The sequence below is a fragment of the Nocardia sp. NPDC005998 genome (genome assembly GCF_040614395.1).
Lineage (GTDB): Bacteria > Actinomycetota > Actinomycetes > Mycobacteriales > Mycobacteriaceae > Nocardia.
Genome location: NZ_JBEXUI010000009.1, coordinates 174464 through 191415 on the forward strand (window position 1 = coordinate 174464; position 16952 = coordinate 191415).

Annotated in this window: 12 protein-coding genes and 1 tRNA gene; 9 read left to right on the forward strand and 4 right to left on the reverse strand. The window is 65.8% G+C overall.

Features of this window, described 5'->3' with window-relative positions; all coding sequences use genetic code 11:
* Positions 1-375 precede the first annotated feature (375 nt).
* Both ABZ293_RS15745 and ABZ293_RS15750 read right to left on the reverse strand, forming a co-directional pair.
* The gene (locus ABZ293_RS15745) at positions 376-561 is read right to left on the reverse strand and encodes a hypothetical protein (protein ID WP_355181082.1); all 186 of its coding nucleotides are present in this window, start codon (positions 559-561) and stop codon (positions 376-378) included.
* Between the two features lie 173 nt (positions 562-734).
* Positions 735-1202 carry a MarR family transcriptional regulator gene (locus ABZ293_RS15750; protein ID WP_355181084.1) on the reverse strand — a complete coding sequence of 156 codons (468 nt, stop codon included), beginning with the start codon at positions 1200-1202 and terminating at the stop codon, positions 735-737.
* Positions 1203-1334: 132 nt separating this feature from the next.
* On the opposite strand from ABZ293_RS15750, the gene ABZ293_RS15755 reads away from it, so the two are divergent.
* Both ABZ293_RS15755 and ABZ293_RS15760 read left to right on the forward strand, forming a co-directional pair.
* Positions 1335-2234 (forward strand): N-acyl homoserine lactonase family protein, encoded by a 900-nt coding sequence (locus tag ABZ293_RS15755; protein WP_355181086.1) that lies wholly within the window; start codon positions 1335-1337, stop codon positions 2232-2234.
* A complete protein-coding gene (locus ABZ293_RS15760) occupies positions 2231-2668 on the forward strand; it encodes an SRPBCC family protein (protein WP_355181088.1) in 438 nt (145 codons plus the stop codon). Before ABZ293_RS15755 ends, ABZ293_RS15760 begins: the two co-directional genes overlap by 4 nt.
* 449 nt (positions 2669-3117) lie before the next feature.
* Here ABZ293_RS15760 and ABZ293_RS15765 read toward each other — a convergent pair.
* A tRNA-Arg gene (locus tag ABZ293_RS15765) sits at positions 3118-3194 on the reverse strand.
* Positions 3195-3416: 222 nt separating this feature from the next.
* Here ABZ293_RS15765 and ABZ293_RS15770 point away from each other — a divergent pair.
* The 7 genes from ABZ293_RS15770 (at position 3417) to ABZ293_RS15800 (ending at position 16456) form a co-directional block, all read left to right on the forward strand.
* The gene (locus ABZ293_RS15770; RefSeq protein WP_355181090.1) at positions 3417-5456 is read left to right on the forward strand and encodes a cytochrome c oxidase assembly protein; all 2040 of its coding nucleotides are present in this window, start codon (positions 3417-3419) and stop codon (positions 5454-5456) included.
* Positions 5457-5497: 41 nt separating this feature from the next.
* A complete protein-coding gene (locus ABZ293_RS15775; protein ID WP_355181166.1) occupies positions 5498-6445 on the forward strand; it encodes a threonine/serine dehydratase in 948 nt (315 codons plus the stop codon).
* 250 nt (positions 6446-6695) lie between these two features.
* Positions 6696-7220 (forward strand): single-stranded DNA-binding protein, encoded by a 525-nt coding sequence (locus tag ABZ293_RS15780; RefSeq protein ID WP_355181092.1) that lies wholly within the window; start codon positions 6696-6698, stop codon positions 7218-7220.
* 78 nt (positions 7221-7298) lie between these two features.
* Positions 7299-8975: an energy-dependent translational throttle protein EttA gene (gene ettA, locus ABZ293_RS15785; RefSeq protein ID WP_354957583.1), complete on the forward strand. Its 1677-nt coding sequence runs from the start codon at positions 7299-7301 to the stop codon at positions 8973-8975.
* 1231 nt (positions 8976-10206) lie between these two features.
* Positions 10207-15144: an NAD-glutamate dehydrogenase gene (locus ABZ293_RS15790; RefSeq protein ID WP_355181094.1), complete on the forward strand. Its 4938-nt coding sequence runs from the start codon at positions 10207-10209 to the stop codon at positions 15142-15144.
* 47 nt (positions 15145-15191) lie between these two features.
* Complete coding sequence (locus tag ABZ293_RS15795) at positions 15192-15608, forward strand: thioesterase family protein (protein ID WP_354957611.1); 417 nt, start codon at positions 15192-15194, stop codon at positions 15606-15608.
* Between the two features lie 182 nt (positions 15609-15790).
* Positions 15791-16456, forward strand: coding sequence for a hypothetical protein (locus ABZ293_RS15800; protein WP_355181096.1), 666 nt, complete (start codon positions 15791-15793; stop codon positions 16454-16456).
* A 130-nt stretch (positions 16457-16586) separates the two neighbouring features.
* Here the strand turns inward: ABZ293_RS15800 and ABZ293_RS15805 are convergent, their stop codons facing one another.
* Positions 16587-16907 (reverse strand): AzlD domain-containing protein, encoded by a 321-nt coding sequence (locus ABZ293_RS15805; RefSeq protein ID WP_355181097.1) that lies wholly within the window; start codon positions 16905-16907, stop codon positions 16587-16589.
* Positions 16908-16952: the final 45 nt, after the last annotated feature.

Below are 16952 nucleotides of genomic sequence, written 5' to 3' on the forward strand. Positions count from 1 at the left end.
GGTCGAGAGATTCTTTCGACTCGCGTATCGGCCCGGCTATTTGCTCGGCTGTGTGTGGCCGCTGAGCGGGCTCGGGGAATCGATGCGGTATTGGCGCAAAGGTTTCCGGTGCACGTCGGCCGACCCGGGAATTGCCCCCAGACCGGTGCGGAAAGTGCCGTGATCGCCACTCCGAACCATCGCATATTGGGATCACGCAAAGTGTGCGTCCGGGATCAGGTCGGAGTTGACGGCCCGCTGAACATACTGGCCGTTTTCGGGACCCGGTGGTGGCGGGCTCGAGGGTGGCGAGGAGCGCTTCGGCCGCGGAGCCGACCTGCTGTTCGCGTTCGGGCTTATTGATGTCCTGTAGGTGGAAGGCTCAGTGCGCTTCGATCAGGCACGCCAGGCCTGGGCGACGCGCTCCGGCGGTGCCGCCGAGTACTCGGCGCAGAGCTGGTGTTGCCGATCGGGTAGCCACCATTGAGTCCACAACTCGCGCAGGCGTTCTCGGGCCCGCGCGTCGCGGGCGGCGAGGGCGACGAGTTCGATACCACACGACGAGGTCCTGTCGGCTGCCATACGTGCCGAGGGCGAACATCGCGCCAATTCATTCGGCGGCAGGTCGGTCCGCCTCGGCGCTCAGCATCGCGGACCCGTAGGAGGCCACGGCTTCATTGACGCCGCGTTCTTCCGATTCGGCCCAGCGATCTTGGCCGCGGCCACGTGTTCCTCGGGATCGGAGCCTCGGAGGCTCATTTCGGTATGGCTGCCTCGCGGCGTCGGGCGAGCGCTTCGCCTGCGGATGACCCGTCGGCAAGCCCGCGCAATACGCGCAGGGCCGGTTCTATCGGCTGCCCGGCGGTCAGCTGATCCAGCTGCTCGTACAGCGCACTCTCGACGGCGGCGATCTGGCGTGCGACCCGGCGTCCATCCGGAGTCAGGGTCAGCGAGACGAATCTCCGGTCGCCGGGGCTCACCTCGCGCTCTACCAGTCCCTGGCCCGTCAGTCGATCGACGAGCCTGCTCGGGCTCGTCGTGGTTTCACATACGAGTAGCTCCCCGAGGCCGACCAGGGTCAGCGGTCCGAAGTCGTCGAGTACGCGCAGCACTTCCGCCTGAGACGGAGTCACCCCCAGCGGCCGCAACTGCGCTGCCAGCTGTCGGTTGCCTTCTCGCTGGATCGCCAGAATCAGGTACCGCAACTCTTCCGCGGTTCTCATCGCACTCGCCTCATCCGCACCATTGCTCCTGCTCCCACGTAGGACCGCCACATAAACATTACACGACACCTATTGCTCAACAGTAGATGTCGTGTAATCTAGTTACACGACATCTACTGAAGGAGTAACGCCATGAGCACTGCCTTGGACCCCATCTCGAGCGTGTCGGTCATCAGCACCGGCACGGTCGCCATCCGCCCCGAACATGTCGGGCCGACGCGGAAGAACACCTATGTTTGGCTGTTCACCTCGCGCCGATGGACCGACCCGAGGCCGATCAATGTCTTCGTCATCGAGCATCGAGACGGCCTGGTCCTGTTCGACACCGGCCAGGACCGAGCGTCGGTCACCGACCCCGATTACTTCCCCGGTGGGCTGAACGGGCTGGTCTACTCCCGGCTCGCCAAGTTCGACATCGAACCGGCGCAGACGCTTTCGGCCGGAATCCGCCGGCTCGGGCACACGCTCGGGGACGTCCATACCGCGGTGCTGTCGCATCTGCACCAGGACCACATCGGCGGGCTTCCCGAACTCGATCGCTCGGACATCGTCATCGACCGGATCGAATGGGACTCGCTGCACAAACCTCTTCCCGAGGCCCGAGGACTGATGCCGACCCACATCGACCTGCCCGGCCTGCGCTGGAAGCAGGTGGAACCGGAAGGTCTGGCCGATCCCGCCATCCGCCCCTTCGAGCGCGGACACGATCTGTTCGGTGACGGCAGCCTGGTGCTGCTGCGCACTCCCGGCCACACCCCGGGATCGCTGTCGATGCTGGTGCGCCGCCCCGGACAGCACCCGCTGCTGATGGTCGGTGACCTCACCTACGACGACCGCCTGCTCGCCGAGGGGCATCTGCCGGGTGTCGGCGATAAACGACAGATGCGAACTTCGGCACACCTGGTCAACGAACTCCGCGCGGCGCTGCCCGGACTCGTCATCCTGCCCGCCCATGATCCGGGTGCGAGCGCACGACTGGCGCGCGCTTTGTCGAACCCGCCAGCCTCCATCCGGACGCAGGCGACATCATGATCAGCGAACAATCCGCACGGATACGTGTCGCAGCGACACCGGAACAGGTGCGAGCCGTGCTCCTCGACCCGTTGTCACTGCCCGAATGGAACCCGGCTTTTCTTCGAATACACGGCCGACCGGAGGCAGTGATCGGGGAGCCCTATCGGTTGATCGTTCGCCCCGGACTGTCCGGAACCTTCGACTACGTGAGCATCGAACCCGGCCGAATCGATACCCGCTGGAGCGTGCCGGGATTCACCGAACTGGGCAGTTGGCGCATCCAACCCGCCGGTGCCGCAACAGAAGTCGAGCACGCATTCGGTCAGGAAGGTCCGCTCGCCGCAGTGCTTGCCCCGGCCTACCGCTCGGTCGCACGAATACGGCTCACCCGGCTCGCGGCAAGACTCGGCCACACCGAGCCGTCGTCATGGCAGTCCAACGGGCTGCATTGACTGCGCTGTCAGCGTGTGGATTCGGAGTCCGGTTTCCACCGCGCGGAATTCGGCCAGCATCGGTGCGCAGGCGGTCGCACGGTCCGGGCGCTGGCGGTGTACGCCAGCGAACCCGGGCGGCGCGATCGCGTACATCCTCTTCGCCCCGCAGCGCGGCGGTCGCAGTCGAGGCGACGCCTCGGTAGCCCGGTGCGGGGGTGGTGGTCTGCGGGCCTGAAACTCTGGGGAGCTGAGCGCTGTCGTCGGTTGGTGCGGCGGTGTGAATCGACGATCGCGACGGCCGGGGCAGAACTCTGGGCGGCACGGCAACATTCTGGGCAACTTCACACGTTGGCCCATCGGGCCCGAGAGACGAACCAGATCTCGAATCTGGCGTTTACGGAGCCAATCGTGTGGATACTCACACCACGGAACTGCGCCCCCGCTGGTCAGCGGGTCGCAGTACTGGGTGGTGCCCCCGGCAGGAATCGAACCTGCGACCTAGGGATTAGAAGGCCCTTGCTCTATCCAACTGAGCTACGGAGGCAGTGGGTTCCACGATGGCCGACATTGGCCGTGCTGTCCAGCAGGGCAAGTATAGCGACCGTCCAGATGGCTAGGTTCTTAGCGTTAGCAACATTTCAGCCACCTGCGGCGCATGGGCCGAGCGAGTCGCGGGATGATCGACATCGCACCTCCGATCCGTTAGCCACCATATCGGCCCAATCCCCACCGGGCCACGCATTAACGGCCGACTACGCTCAGTCCCATGTCGTCACCGCAGGACCCGTCCGTCGCACCCGATCTCGAAACGGGTAAATCGGGCTCCGCGGCGACCTTCGCGACCATCACGGTGCTGGCCGGTGCGATCGCGGCAGTGGTCGCTGCGATGATCGTCGGACTGTCGGCGGCGCAGGCGTTGACCTTGCTCGGCATTCCGGATCCCGGACCGCTGACCACCTATGGCCTGCCCGCGCTGCGGGCGCTCGCCGATCTGTCCGCCGCATTGACTGTCGGCTCGCTGCTGTTCGCCGCGTTCCTGATACCCCCGCAGGCGAACGGCCTGCTCGATGTCGGCGGGTATCGCGCGGTCCGGCGCGCCTCGAACTTCGCCGTGAGCTGGGCCTGCTGTGCGGCGCTGCTGATACCGCTGACGGTGTCGGATACCACCGGGCAGCCGGTGAGTCAGATCTGGCGGCCGGAGCAGTTGTGGCGCGCGATCGGTCAGGTGGATCTGGCCCAGGCGTGGCGCACGACGGTGGTTTTCGCGCTGATCGTCGCAGTGGGTTGCCGACTCGCGCTGCGCTGGGGGTGGACCCCGGTGCTGTTCGGCGGTGCGGTCGTCACGATGATGCCGCTGGCACTGACCGGGCATTCGTCCGCGGGCGGTGCGCACGACCTGGCGACCAACAGCCTGATCCTGCACCTGGTTTCCGCCGCGGTGTGGGTCGGTGGATTGTTCGCGGTGCTCGCGTACGCGATGCGCGGCGGCGGGCACACCGATATCGCGGCCCGGCGATTCTCGCTGACCGCCACCATCGCCTTCGTCGTGATCGGCGTCAGCGGTGTGATCAACTCCTGGGTGCGGGTGCCGTGGAGCGATCTGTTCACCACCACCTACGGCCGACTGGTGATCGCCAAGGCGTGCGCGCTCGCGGTGCTCGGCGGGGTCGGATATCTGCAGCGTCGCGCCAGTCTGCCCGCACTCGCCGCGAACCCGCGCGACCGCGCCGCGCTCATCCGATTCGGTGGTGTGGAAGCGCTGATCTTCGCGGCCACCATGGGTCTGGCCGTCGGGTTGGGTCGAACGCCGCCGCCACCGCCGACCAGCGTGCCGACCCCTACCGAGGTCGAACTCGGCTACAACCTGGACGGCCCGCCGTCGGCATCGCGACTGCTGTTCGACTGGCGCTTCGACTTGATCTTCGGCACGCTGTCCGTCGTGCTTGCGGTCCTGTACCTGATGGGGGTGCGGCGGTTGCGTGCGCGCGGGGACGCCTGGCCGGTCGGGCGGACCATTGCCTGGCTATCGGCCTGTGCGATCCTGCTTTTCGCCACCTCGTCGGGGGTCGGGCGGTATGCCCCTGCGGCGTTCAGCGTGCACATGGGACAGCACATGGCGCTGTCGATGCTGGCACCGATCCTGTTCGCGCTCGGTGGTGCGGTCACCTTGGCGCTGCGGGCCTTGCCAGCGGCCGGGCGCAATGGCGTGCCCGGGCCTCGGGAATGGATTCTGGCGGCGGTGCACAACCCGGTCTCGCGCTTTCTGACCCATCCGATCGTCGCGTCGGTGATCTTCGTCGGCGGGTTCTACGCGCTTTACATGGGCGGTATCTACGATTCGTTCGTCGATTCCCATGCGGCGCATCTGATGATGAACCTGCACTTCCTGCTCAGCGGCTATCTGTTCTATTGGGTGGTGATCGGCATCGACCCGAAGCCGCGTCAGGTGCAGCCGCTGACCAAGCTCGGCATGGTATTCGGCTCGCTGCCCTTCCATGCTTTCTTCGGTATCGCGCTGATGAGCATGACCACGGTGATGGGTGGGTGGTTCTTCCGCAGCCTCGCCCTGGGCTGGAACAACGACCTGCTCGGCGACCAGCGCACCGGCGGTAGCCTCGCGTGGGCGAGCGGGGAGGTGCCGTTGGTGGTGGTGATGCTGGCACTGCTCATCCAGTGGTCGCGCAGCGATGCCAAACTCGCGAAGCGGACCGATCGGGCAGCCGACCGGGACCATGACGCGGAGTTGGCCGCCCACAATGCCATGTTCGCCGAATTGGCCAAGCGGGACCGAGGAATGCGTCATTGAGTTCCATCGAGGTACAAGCAGTGAGTGAGCGGGGTGCCACGATGGTGGAGAACAGGCATGCCCGACGGGTGTATCGATCCGATGTCCGTGCCGCGCGCAGACGACTGGCCGGACAGGTGCGCAAGACGCCGGTATTCCATACGTCGATCGCGGGACCGAACGGGCCCGTCCCGGTCACGCTGAAGCTCGAATACCTGCAGCACGGTGGGACATTCAAGGTACGCGGCAGCTTCAACGCGCTGCTGGAGTCGGCCGGACCGGTCGATCAGGTGGTCATCGCCTCGGGTGGCAACGCCGGGATCGCGGCCGCGTTGGCCTCCGCTCGCCTCGGCAAGCTGTGCACCGTAGTGGTCCCGGAATCGGCGCCGCATACCAAGGTAGCCGCGATGTGGTCCTACGGTGCCGAAGTGCTTTGGCACGGAACGACTTACGCCGAGGCCTACCGTTACGCGACCGAGCTCGCGAACGAGCGGGGCGCCCTGCAATTGCACGCCTACGACCTGCCCTCAGTGGTTGCCGGTGCGGGGGTGGTCGGGCTGGAGCTGGAGGAGCAGGTGCGCGGGCGACCACCGGTGCTGGTCGCGGTCGGTGGCGGCGGGCTGGTGGCCGGGATCGCGGCGGCGCTCGGGCGGCGGCAGCAGGTGGTCGGGGTCGAACCGGAGGGCATTGCCACGCTCAACGCCGCATTGCACGCACAGCGGCCCGTGGAGGTGAATGTCGCCCGCATCGCAACGGAGTCATTGGGCGCCAATCGGATCGGGGATATCGCGTTGGATATCGCGCGTCGCTATGACGTGCGGTCACTATTGGTGACCGATGACGCGATTGCGACGGCCCGCGAATATCTGTGGCGGGAGTTTCGGATCGTCGTGGAATTGACGGGGGCGACGGCGCTGGCCGCCGTGCAGAGCGGCGCATATGTGCCCGCCGAAGGAGAGCGGCCCGTGATCGTGCTGTGTGGTGCCAATACCGACTTGGCGGTCTTCTAACTCGCGCGGGTTTCGACGCCATCGCTCGTCGATATCGCCATCGGGTGGTCAGGGCCCGGTCGAGTCCGCCGGTCTGCTGTCGATCGAGATGTATGAAGTGGCGACTGTCCACATGTTTCGAAGTTGTCCACATTCGGGAATCGGGGCGGCCGGATGGGGTAACGAGCCGTCAGGCTGAAGGGGTCTTCGATGTCGAGGACGGAACACCTGAAGCGATCCGTGACGGATCGAAACGTAAAGGGGCGCAACGATGTACGAAGCGATGGTGACTGTGATCGGCACGGTCGTGACCCATCCGATCAAGCGCGATCTGACCAATGGGGAGCAGGTGGTGACCTTTCGGATGGCGAGCAATTCCCGGCGGTTCAATCCCGAGACCGGGGAGTGGGTGGACAACGGAACGCTCTATCTCACGGTCAGCTGCTGGCGCAGACTGGTGCTCGGCGTCGATGCGTCCCTGCGCCGCGGCGATCCGATCATCGCGCACGGCCAACTGCGTTCACACGAATACCGGGGCAGGGACGGCGCGGAACGCCGCGATGTCGAAATGCGTGCCACCGCGATCGGCCCTGACCTGTCCCGCTGCACCGCGCAGGTGGTCCGGCGCGCGGTTTCGGGCGTAGCGTCCGGACCCAGTACCCTGGCACGGAATAGTTGTGACCGATCCAGCGCTGATGATCGTGCACGCGTCGACGGCCAGGAGCTGGGGGAGGGCGCGACGTCCCTGTCTTCCGCACCGCCCCAGCTCGCTGATCCCGAGCCCGTCGACGCTTGACCGCACGGCCGGATATTCCCGGCGACAGTGGTGGCTCTGTTGCATTCCATCGATACCCACACCGATAGGCTTTCCCGTATGGCTGAGTTCATCTACCAAATGAAGAAGGTTCGCAAGGCGCACGGCGATAAGGTCGTGCTCGACGATGTCACCTTGAACTTCCTTCCCGGCGCGAAAATCGGCGTCGTCGGCCCCAACGGCGCGGGTAAATCCAGCGTGCTGAAGATCATGGCCGCACTGGACCAGCCGAATAACGGCGAGGCGTTCCTCGCCCCGGGTGCCACCGTCGGCATCCTGCAGCAGGAGCCGCCGCTGAACGAGGAGAAGACGGTTCGCGGCAATGTCGAGGAGGGCCTCGGCGAGGTCAAGGTGAAGCTGGATCGCTTCAACGAGATCGCCGAACTCATGGCCACCGACTACTCCGACGAGCTCATGGACGAAATGGGCAAACTGCAGGAGTACCTGGACCACGCCGATGCCTGGGATATCGATTCCCAGCTCGAGCAGGCCATGGACGCGTTGCGCTGCCCGCCGCCGGACGAGTCGGTCACCAACCTCTCCGGTGGTGAGCGCCGTCGCGTCGCACTGTGCAAGCTGCTGCTGAGCAAGCCCGATCTGCTGCTGCTCGACGAACCGACCAACCACCTCGATGCCGAGAGCGTGCTCTGGCTCGAGCAGCACCTGGCCTCGTACGCCGGTGCCGTGCTGGCCGTCACCCACGACCGGTACTTCCTCGACAATGTCGCCGAGTGGATTCTCGAACTCGACCGCGGCCGCGCCTACCCCTACGAGGGCAACTACTCCACCTACCTGGAGAAGAAGGCCCAGCGTCTCGAGGTCCAGGGCAAGAAGGACCAGAAGCTGCAGAAGCGCCTCAAGGAGGAGTTGGCCTGGGTGCGGTCCGGCGCCAAGGCTCGCCAGGCCAAGAACAAGGCCCGCCTGGGGCGGTACGAGGAGATGGCGGCCGAGGCCGAGCGGCACCGGAAGTTGGACTTCGAGGAGATCCAGATCCCGGCGGGTCCGCGCCTGGGCAGTGTGGTCGTCGAGGTCGAACATCTGGACAAGGGTTTCGGCGACCGTCAGCTCATCAAGGATCTGTCGTTCACCCTGCCGCGCAACGGCATTGTCGGCGTCATCGGCCCGAATGGTGTCGGTAAGACCACGCTGTTCAAGACGATCGTCGGGCTCGAGTCGCCCGATAGCGGTGAGGTGAAGGTCGGCGAGACGGTCAAGCTGAGCTACGTCGACCAGAATCGCGCGGGTATCGACCCGAAGAAGAACGTCTGGCAGGTCGTCTCCGACGGTCTGGACTTCATCGAGGTCGGCAACCAGGAGATGCCATCGCGCGCTTATGTCAGCGCCTTCGGCTTCAAGGGCCCGGACCAGCAGAAGCCCGCCGGGGTGCTCTCCGGTGGTGAGCGCAACCGGTTGAATCTCGCGCTCACCCTCAAGCAGGGTGGCAACCTGATCCTGCTCGACGAGCCGACCAACGACCTCGACGTGGAGACGCTGAGTTCGCTGGAGAATGCGCTCGAACAGTTCCCGGGCTGCGCCGTCGTCATCTCCCACGACCGCTGGTTCCTCGACCGGACCTGCACCCACATCCTGGCGTGGGAGGGCGATAGCGATAACGACGCCAAGTGGTTCTGGTTCGAGGGCAACTTCGAGGCATATGAGGCCAATAAGATCGAGCGTCTCGGCATCGAAGCTGCCCGGCCGCACCGGGTGACGCACCGCAAGCTCACCCGCGACTGAGTTCCGCACTCGGCGGGGCGGTCGGTGTACCGCCTCGCCGGGTGGCCTTTCGCCGCTGCGCGATCTGGAGGACGAAATCGCCGAGGCCGCTTCGTGGTCCGATGAAGCCCGCGCGACGCGCCGACAACTCGAACGCGACGCACTCCTGGAACAACTCGCCGCCGCAACCGGTCGGCTCGGCCGCAACCGGTCGGCTCGGCCGCAACCGGTCGGATATAGGTATCGCGGGCGGTGCACAACCAGTCCGGGGGGTCGACCGTCCCCGTGCCGCTCCGCGGCCCGGTACCGCACATCGGTGACCACACCGTGGAAGGTCACGGCGCCTGCATTGACGATGCCGCGGCCGGAATACGGTGCCAGCAGCTCGATTCCGTCGCGCGCACCGTCGCGCCGGTCGCTCGCCAGCGCGACGTGCCGTAGCGACGTGGTCGTCAACAAGAAGTCGACATCACGTGATGTGCCCGACTCGCGTACATATTGCTCCCGCACGGCCGTCACTTGCCGCAACTGCGCCCGTTGGGCTGAACTCCACGATCTCGGTGCTGGAGGTGACGATCGGTGGGTGTCCGGGCGGCGCGAAATAGGCGGCACTGGCGATCTGGACCGGCGCCTCTCGTTCGCTGATGTGTGGCATCGCGTTCACTGCCTCTCGATATGCCGGTGGATCCCGTCATGAACGAAGCGTGAGGTCCGGCGTCACGATGTGGCGTGCGCATGAATCACAGCGGAACCCGAGCTCGACAGGGGTGACGGCGTGCACCAGTGGGCGCAGTCCGAGCAATCCACGGTGGGCACCGCCGAACGGCATTCGGAATCGATCCGGTTCGGCGGCTGGTCGCAGGCCGCCGAGCGGTAGCATCCGCGCATGACGCCATCGAACGGTCGTTCTGCCGAAGGAATTGCGGAGAACACGCACCCGGCGGCGTCTGCATCGAAGGAAATACGGTCGATGCACATCCGGCCACAGATCTGACTATGGTTGGAAACGTGCATGCGCAGGCGCAGTCCGGGCTTTGGGTCGCTACCACCGCGATCGCGTCTACCTGACGTTGCCGGTCCGATCGGGTGCTGTGCCGGGATCATCGACCTCGGCAACCAAGCGGCGAACGCTGTGGTATCGGTGAACACCCTGCATTTAGAAGGGAATTCACCCCCGCGTCTGCAAGGCACAGCTACTCTCGGACCGGCGTCACTTTGTTGCGGAACCGAATCCGAGGAGTTGGCGAAAAAAATGACTGTCTCGTCCGAATTGTCCAGCGCGGCGTGGGCCGCGGGATTGCCGCAGTCGCTGCGCGGCGAACTCGCGACGCTCGAGGAGGCGTATTTCCGCCACGTCGACGCGGGCGATGTGGACTGCGCGATCACCGGGATCACCCAGATCTTCCGGCGGCATATGGAGCTCGCGATGACCCGCACGGCCGGGCGGGCGCTAGTCCGGGTGTACCACCCGGACGACGCCTCCGGGCTCGGCGCCGCGGTGCAGCTGGTCACCGACGATATGGCGCTGCTAGTGGAGTCGATCACCTCGTCGCTGAGCAGGATGGGCGTCAGCGTGAGCGAGGTGATCCACCCGATCTTCGAGGTGACGCGCGATGCGGACGGACGGCTGACCAGCGCCGCGCCGCACGAGGTCGATAGCAACGGCAGCACCGGTCTGCGCGAATCCTGGATGCACCTGCAATTGCATCCCTCGACCAGTCGCGCCCTACTGGACCGGATCGAACAGTCGATGCCGGATGTGGTCGCCGACGTGCGTCAGGTCATCGGCGATACCGAGGCCATCAAACAGGTGCAGAGCAATCTGGCCGATGAGCTCGAGCTGGCCGCCAAATCCGGCCACGCGCCGTTCTCCGATACCGATCTGGTCGATACCGCGAATCTGTTGCGCTGGTTGGACAGTGGCAATTTCACCGTGCTCGGCTACGCCCGCTACCGATTCGGCGGCGAGGAGAGGCAGACGATCTCGAATCCGTTGCCCGGCACCTGCCTCGGCGTGCTGCGCCCGGATGTCGGCACCGATTTCCGAGTGCCGGTCAACGCGGGCGACCGCCCGCTGCTGATGCTCACCCAAGGCCTGGTGCCCGCAACCGTGCACCGCTCGGTGTACCCCTATTTCATCGGTGTCGCGGACTTCGACGAGTCCGGCACGATCGTCGGCGAGCACCTGTTCATCGGTGTATTCACCGTGACGGCGGTGCACGAGAACGTCCTCGACATTCCGGTCATCGAGCGCCGGGTGCGCGCGGTGATCGAGCAGAGCGGCTTCGACCTGGATTCGTTCTCCGGTCAGGCCATGCTCGAGGTCATCCAGTCGTTCCCGCGCACCGAACTGTTCTCCTCTGATGCCGAGACCATGCGCCGCACGGCCACCGCGGTCCTGAATGTCGGTCTGCGCAGGCAGGTTCGGCTGTTCCTGCGTTCGGACGGTTTCGGCCGATTCGTCGCATGCCTGGTCTATCTGCCTCGCGATCGCTACACCACCCGGGTGCGGCTGGAGATGCAGGAAATCCTGGTCCGCGAACTGGGTGGCGTCTCCATCGACTATTCGGCGCGGGTCAGCGAAAGCGAACTGGCCAGTGTGTATTTCACGGTGCGCATGCCGGAGACGGGGTTGGGGGCGCCGCGCGAGGCAGTTGCTGGTGCCGATACCTCCGATGCCAACCGGCTGCGCATCCAGAATCTGCTCGCCGAGGCGACGCACACCTGGGATGACCGTCTCAACGATGCGGTGAGCACCTCTACCGTGCTGGATCCCGGGGTTGTGCAGCGCTACGCCGAGGCGTTTCCAGAGGCGTACAAACAGGATTTCGCCTCCGACCGTGCACTGGCCGACGTCGTCCGGTTGGAGCGGCTGACCGAGGGTTCGATCGACCAATACCTGTACCGCCATGCGGATTCGGTTCCGGGCTCGTGGCGGTTCACCCTCTACATCGGCGGCACCGGCATCTCACTGAGCCAGGTGCTGCCGGTGCTGCAGAGTCTCGGTGTCGAAGTGGTCGACGAACGGCCGTACCAGATCCTGTTGGATCCGGTGCCCGGCGATGAGGGCGGGGAACGCTGGATCTACGACTTCGGTCTGCTGGCCCGGCCGGAATTGCTGCGCAGTTCGCTGGATAAGGATCTGGACGCCGAACTGCTGGAGTCCTCGGCCCGAGCCGATGCGCTGGCCTCGGCGGAGCAAGGGCTGCACGATCGGTTCACCGCGGCCTTCGAGGCGATGTGGTACGACCGAGCCGAGGCGGATGCGCTCAATGAACTCGTGCTGCGCGCCCGGCTGCCGTGGCGTGCGGTGTCGATCCTGCGGATGTACGCGAAGTACCTGCAGCAGGCCGATTTTCCGTACAGCCAGGCGAATATCGCCAGGGTCCTGCTCGCGTATCCGGATATCGCGAAGCTGTTCGCTGATCTGTTCACGGCGCGGTTCGATCCGGATACCGAATCCGCCGAGCACGCCGCCGAGTTGGAGACCCGGGTGCGCGGCCGCATCGACGACGTCGTCAGCCTGGATGCCGACCGCATCCTGCGCGCGATCCTGTCGCTGATCAAGGCGACATTGCGGACCAACTACTATGTGACCGACGCCGAGGGCAATTCGCGCGGGTACGTCTCGGTGAAGGTCGAGCCGCGCGAGATCGCCGAATTGCCCAAGCCGAGGCCGCAATTCGAGATCTTTGTGTACTCGCCGCGGGTCGAGGGCGTACATCTGCGCTTCGGTCCGGTGGCGCGCGGCGGATTGCGCTGGTCGGACCGGCTGGAGGATTTCCGGACCGAGATCCTGGGTCTGGTGAAGGCGCAGGCGGTGAAGAACGCGGTCATCGTCCCGGTCGGCGCCAAGGGCGGGTTCGTGGTCAAACAGCCGCCAGCGGCCACCGGTGATCCGACCGCGGATCGGCAGGCGCTCGGCGCAGAGGGCGTCGAGTGCTACCGGACCTTCATCTCCGGTCTGCTCGATGTCACCGATAATGTGGACCGGGCAACCGGTGCCGTGCTGCCGCCCGCGCGGGTGATCCGCCGCGACGGCGATGACACCTACCTGGTCGTTGCCGCCGATAAGGGCACCGCGACCTTCTCCGATATCGCCAACGATGTGGCGCAGCGCTATGGATTCTGGCTCGGTGACGCATTCGCCTCGGGTGGTTCGGCGGGTTACGACCACAAGGCGATGGGCATTACCGCCAAGGGTGCCTGGGAGAGCGTGAAGCGCCACTTCCAGGAGATGAACATCGATACCCAGACCGAGGATTTCACTGTGGTCGGGGTCGGCGATATGAGCGGTGACGTCTTCGGCAACGGCATGCTGCTCTCCGAGCACATCCGGTTGGTCGCGGCATTCGACCACCGGCATATCTTCCTGGATCCCGATCCCGATGCGGCCACCTCGTTCCAGGAGCGGCAGCGGATGTTCGCGCTGCCGCGCTCGTCCTGGGCGGACTATGACACCTCGCTGATCAGTACCGGCGGTGGCGTCTGGGATCGCACCGTGAAGTCGGTGCCGATCAGCCCGCAGGCGCGAAGGGCGTTGGGGCTGGCCGATGATGTGGTCGCGCTCTCGCCGCCGGAACTGGTGCGCGCGATCCTGCTCTCACCGGTGCAGCTGCTGTGGAACGGTGGTATCGGCACCTACATCAAGGCGAGCACCGAGACCAATGCCGAGGTCGGCGACAAGTCCAATGATGCGGTGCGGGTCAATGGAAAACAGTTGCGGGTCAAGGTGATCGGCGAGGGCGGCAATCTGGGCGCGACCGCGCTCGGCCGCATCGAGTTCTGCCGCAACGGCGGCAAGATGAATACCGACGCGCTGGACAACTCGGCCGGTGTGGACTGCTCCGACCACGAGGTCAATATCAAGGTGCTGCTCGACGGTGTGGTCAGCGCGGGCGGACTGCCCGAGGCCGAACGCAATCCGCTGCTCGCCTCGATGACCGATGAGGTCACCCAGCTGGTGTTGCAGGACAACGTCTCTCAGAATTTCCTGATGGGCATCTCGCGGGCCGAGGCGCCCCGGATGCTGAATGTGCACGAGCGGCTCATCGAGGATCTGGAGGCGCGTCGCGGGGTGGACCGCGAGCTTGAGGCGCTGCCATCGCAGGTGGAGATCAAGCGCAGACTCGAGGAGGGCACCGGTCTGGCCTCGCCCGAGCTGTCCAATCTCATGGCGCACGTGAAGCTTTCGCTCAAGGCCGATCTGCTCGAGACCGATCTGCCGGATATCTCGTACTTCGCCAGCAGGCTGCCGCAGTACTTCCCGACACCTTTGCGGGCTCGGTTCGGCACCGCCATCAAGCGGCACCGGCTGCGTCGGGAGATCACCACCACGATGGTGGTCAACGAAATGGTCGACTACGGCGGCATCACCTACGCCCATCGGCTGAACGAGGAAATCGGAGCCAGCACGACGGATGCGGTGCGCGCGTTCGCGGCGGCCAGCGAGATCTTCGACCTGCACGATATGTGGGTGCGGATCCGGGCCACCGACGCATCGGTGTCGGTGCGCGACGAACTGGAGCTGGAGACCAAGCGGACGCTGGACCGCGCCTCGCGCTGGTTGCTGAGCAACCGTCCACAGCCGATCGCGGTCGGCGCGGAGATCAACCGGTACAGCAGGGGCGTGCGGGAGCTGGCGCCGCAGGTGCCCGGCTGGCTGCGCGGACATCACGTCTCGATACTGACCGATCAGTCCGCCGAATTGATCGCGCGCGGCGCGCCGACCGACCTCGCCACCGAGGTCTTCGGGCTGCTGAATCTGTTCCCGCTGCTCGATGTGTTGGATATCGCAGATATCACCGATCGCGACGGCGATGAGGTCGGCTCGCTGTACTACGCGCTCAACGATCACCTCAAGATCGATTGGCTGTTGCAGGCGGTCAGCCACCTGGAACGCGGCGATCGCTGGCACGCGCTGGCCCGGCTCGCACTGCGCGACGATATGTACGGTTCGCTGCGCTCGCTGACCCTCGACGTGCTCTCCGGCGGTGACCCGGAGGAGACAGCGGACGAAAAGATTGCATACTGGGAGTCGAAAAACCAGTCCCGGCTCGGACGCGCTCGGGCAGCGCTGTCGGAGTTGTTCGAGTCCGGAACCCACGATCTCGCCACGCTGTCGGTTGCGGCGCGGCAAGTGCGAAGCATGGTGAGCGGGGTGGGCGCCCAATCGGAGGTACCACGTTGACGAGTCCGTTGAGCAGCAGCGGAAAGTCGCAGGGCGGCAGCCTATTACTGCCCAAGCGCTTCCACGCCAAGGTAGACGTCAGGTGGTCGGATATGGACGTGTTCCAGCACGTCAACCATGCCCGCATGGTGACGTTGCTGGAGGAGGCGCGGATTCCGTGGCTGTTCGAGGACGGGCGTCCGACCGCCTCGCTGCGTACCGGCTGTGTGCTGGCGGACCTTCGGGTCCGCTACCGCGGTCAGCTGCGGCACGAGGACACCCCGCTGGATATCGCGATGTGGATCGAGCAGCTGCGGGCGGTTGATTTCACCATCGGTTACGAGGTCCGCGCCAACGGCGCGGCCCCGGACTCGCCGCCCGCGGTGCTCGCCTCCACCCAGATCGCGGCCTTCGATATGCGGACGCAGCGCCTGCGTCGGCTCACCGATACCGAACGTGACTACCTCGCCGAGTGGAAAGAATGAGCGATTGCCCGCCGCGTTCGGGCGGCGGAATCGTTGGGCAGTAATGGCTGGTTTCGGCCGTCGGGCAGTGGTCGTCGGTATCGGCGGCCGTACGGTGGCGGCTGAATCCGCTGGCATAGCGGTGGTGGCGGACTGTGGTCGTCGTACGGTGGCGGCCGCGATGTGGTGATGTGGGAGCACTGATGTCGGGACAGCGCGTCCTGGAGGTTTCCGATCCGGCCGAGCGGGAGAATCTGGCGACATTTCTGAGCCGGGCCGTTCGGCTGGATCCCGCGGTGGTGGTGCGTATGCGCCGTCGTGGCGAACGATACGTATCCGCGTGGGTGGCAACGGGTTTCGAAGCGCTCGCGGTCCGCACCGTGGTCGCCGAGCTCGGTACCGACGATGTCACCGTCGGTGCCGATCTGGTGCTGGCCGGTTTGTCGTCCGGAATTCCGATCGATCTCGGCTATTCGATGGATTCGGCCTGGCGTGGTGCGCTCCCGCCGGATGTCGGCTTCGAACATGTCGACGATGTGCCCGCCCGCACCCTCGTCGAACTCGCCGAACAGGGTGCGGCACTGGCAAAAGAACACGGCAGCAGCCATGGCCCGCCCGCCTCCCTGCTCGACCAGACCGTGCTCACCGTCTCCGCGGCGCTCGACCAGGTCCAGGTCCCGATGCGCGTCGTATTCGCGCTCACTGCAATGGATTTCATCCCCCACTCCGGTGACAGGGCCGACCCCCGCCGCATCCCGGCCGCCGAAATCGTCCGGGTCCGTGCCACCAGAACCTGGCTCCGCCTCGATGCCCGCTACGGCTCCGTCGCCCGCCGTCGAGGCGGCGGCATTCCGCTGACCCCCAGCTGATCCGAACTCCCTGCCGCCGGTGCCTGTCGCGCGAACTCCCGCACCTCCGGTCGGGATTCGCATCCGTCGCGCAGCACGGATCCCGAGAGCGGGTGCGGCTGAATGGATTTGGTGATGCGGAACCGGCGGGTCAGGAGAGGCCGAGCAGGCGCAGGAGGGCGGTGGTTGCGGCCGCCGCGAGGATGACGACGAGCATGGGTTGGCTACGCCAGGCCAGCAGGCCACCGACCAAAACCCCTGCGGGCAAGGCGAATCCGAGGTGGCCGGAGCCGGTGGGCACTGTGGTGATGGCGACCATCGCCGCGAGCAGGACGACCGCGCCGATCTCCAGCAGTTTCGTTGCTCGCTCCGGGAAGCGGATGCGGTTGCGCAGCGCGGGGCCCGATGAGCGGAAGGCATAGGTTCCGGCGGAGAGTGCGGACATGGCCATCAGCAAGATCGGGGTACTCACGCCTGTGCCTCCACGGTCCTCTGCTCGGCCGGAGCTCCGCCGATG

Excerpts from the sequence above, each read along its gene's own strand:
- ABZ293_RS15790 (WP_355181094.1), top strand. The coding sequence starts at position 10,207 with ATGACTGTCTCGTCCGAATTGTCCAGCGCGGCGTGGGCCGCGGGATTG.
- ABZ293_RS15800 (WP_355181096.1), top strand. The coding sequence starts at position 15,791 with ATGTCGGGACAGCGCGTCCTGGAGGTTTCCGATCCGGCCGAGCGGGAG.
- ABZ293_RS15760 (WP_355181088.1), top strand. The coding sequence starts at position 2,231 with ATGATCAGCGAACAATCCGCACGGATACGTGTCGCAGCGACACCGGAA.
- ABZ293_RS15770 (WP_355181090.1), top strand. The coding sequence starts at position 3,417 with ATGTCGTCACCGCAGGACCCGTCCGTCGCACCCGATCTCGAAACGGGT.
- ABZ293_RS15745 (WP_355181082.1), bottom strand. The coding sequence starts at position 561 with ATGGCAGCCGACAGGACCTCGTCGTGTGGTATCGAACTCGTCGCCCTC.
- ABZ293_RS15750 (WP_355181084.1), bottom strand. The coding sequence starts at position 1,202 with ATGAGAACCGCGGAAGAGTTGCGGTACCTGATTCTGGCGATCCAGCGA.
- ettA (WP_354957583.1), top strand. The coding sequence starts at position 7,299 with ATGGCTGAGTTCATCTACCAAATGAAGAAGGTTCGCAAGGCGCACGGC.
- ABZ293_RS15755 (WP_355181086.1), top strand. The coding sequence starts at position 1,335 with ATGAGCACTGCCTTGGACCCCATCTCGAGCGTGTCGGTCATCAGCACC.
- ABZ293_RS15775 (WP_355181166.1), top strand. The coding sequence starts at position 5,498 with ATGGTGGAGAACAGGCATGCCCGACGGGTGTATCGATCCGATGTCCGT.
- ABZ293_RS15780 (WP_355181092.1), top strand. The coding sequence starts at position 6,696 with ATGTACGAAGCGATGGTGACTGTGATCGGCACGGTCGTGACCCATCCG.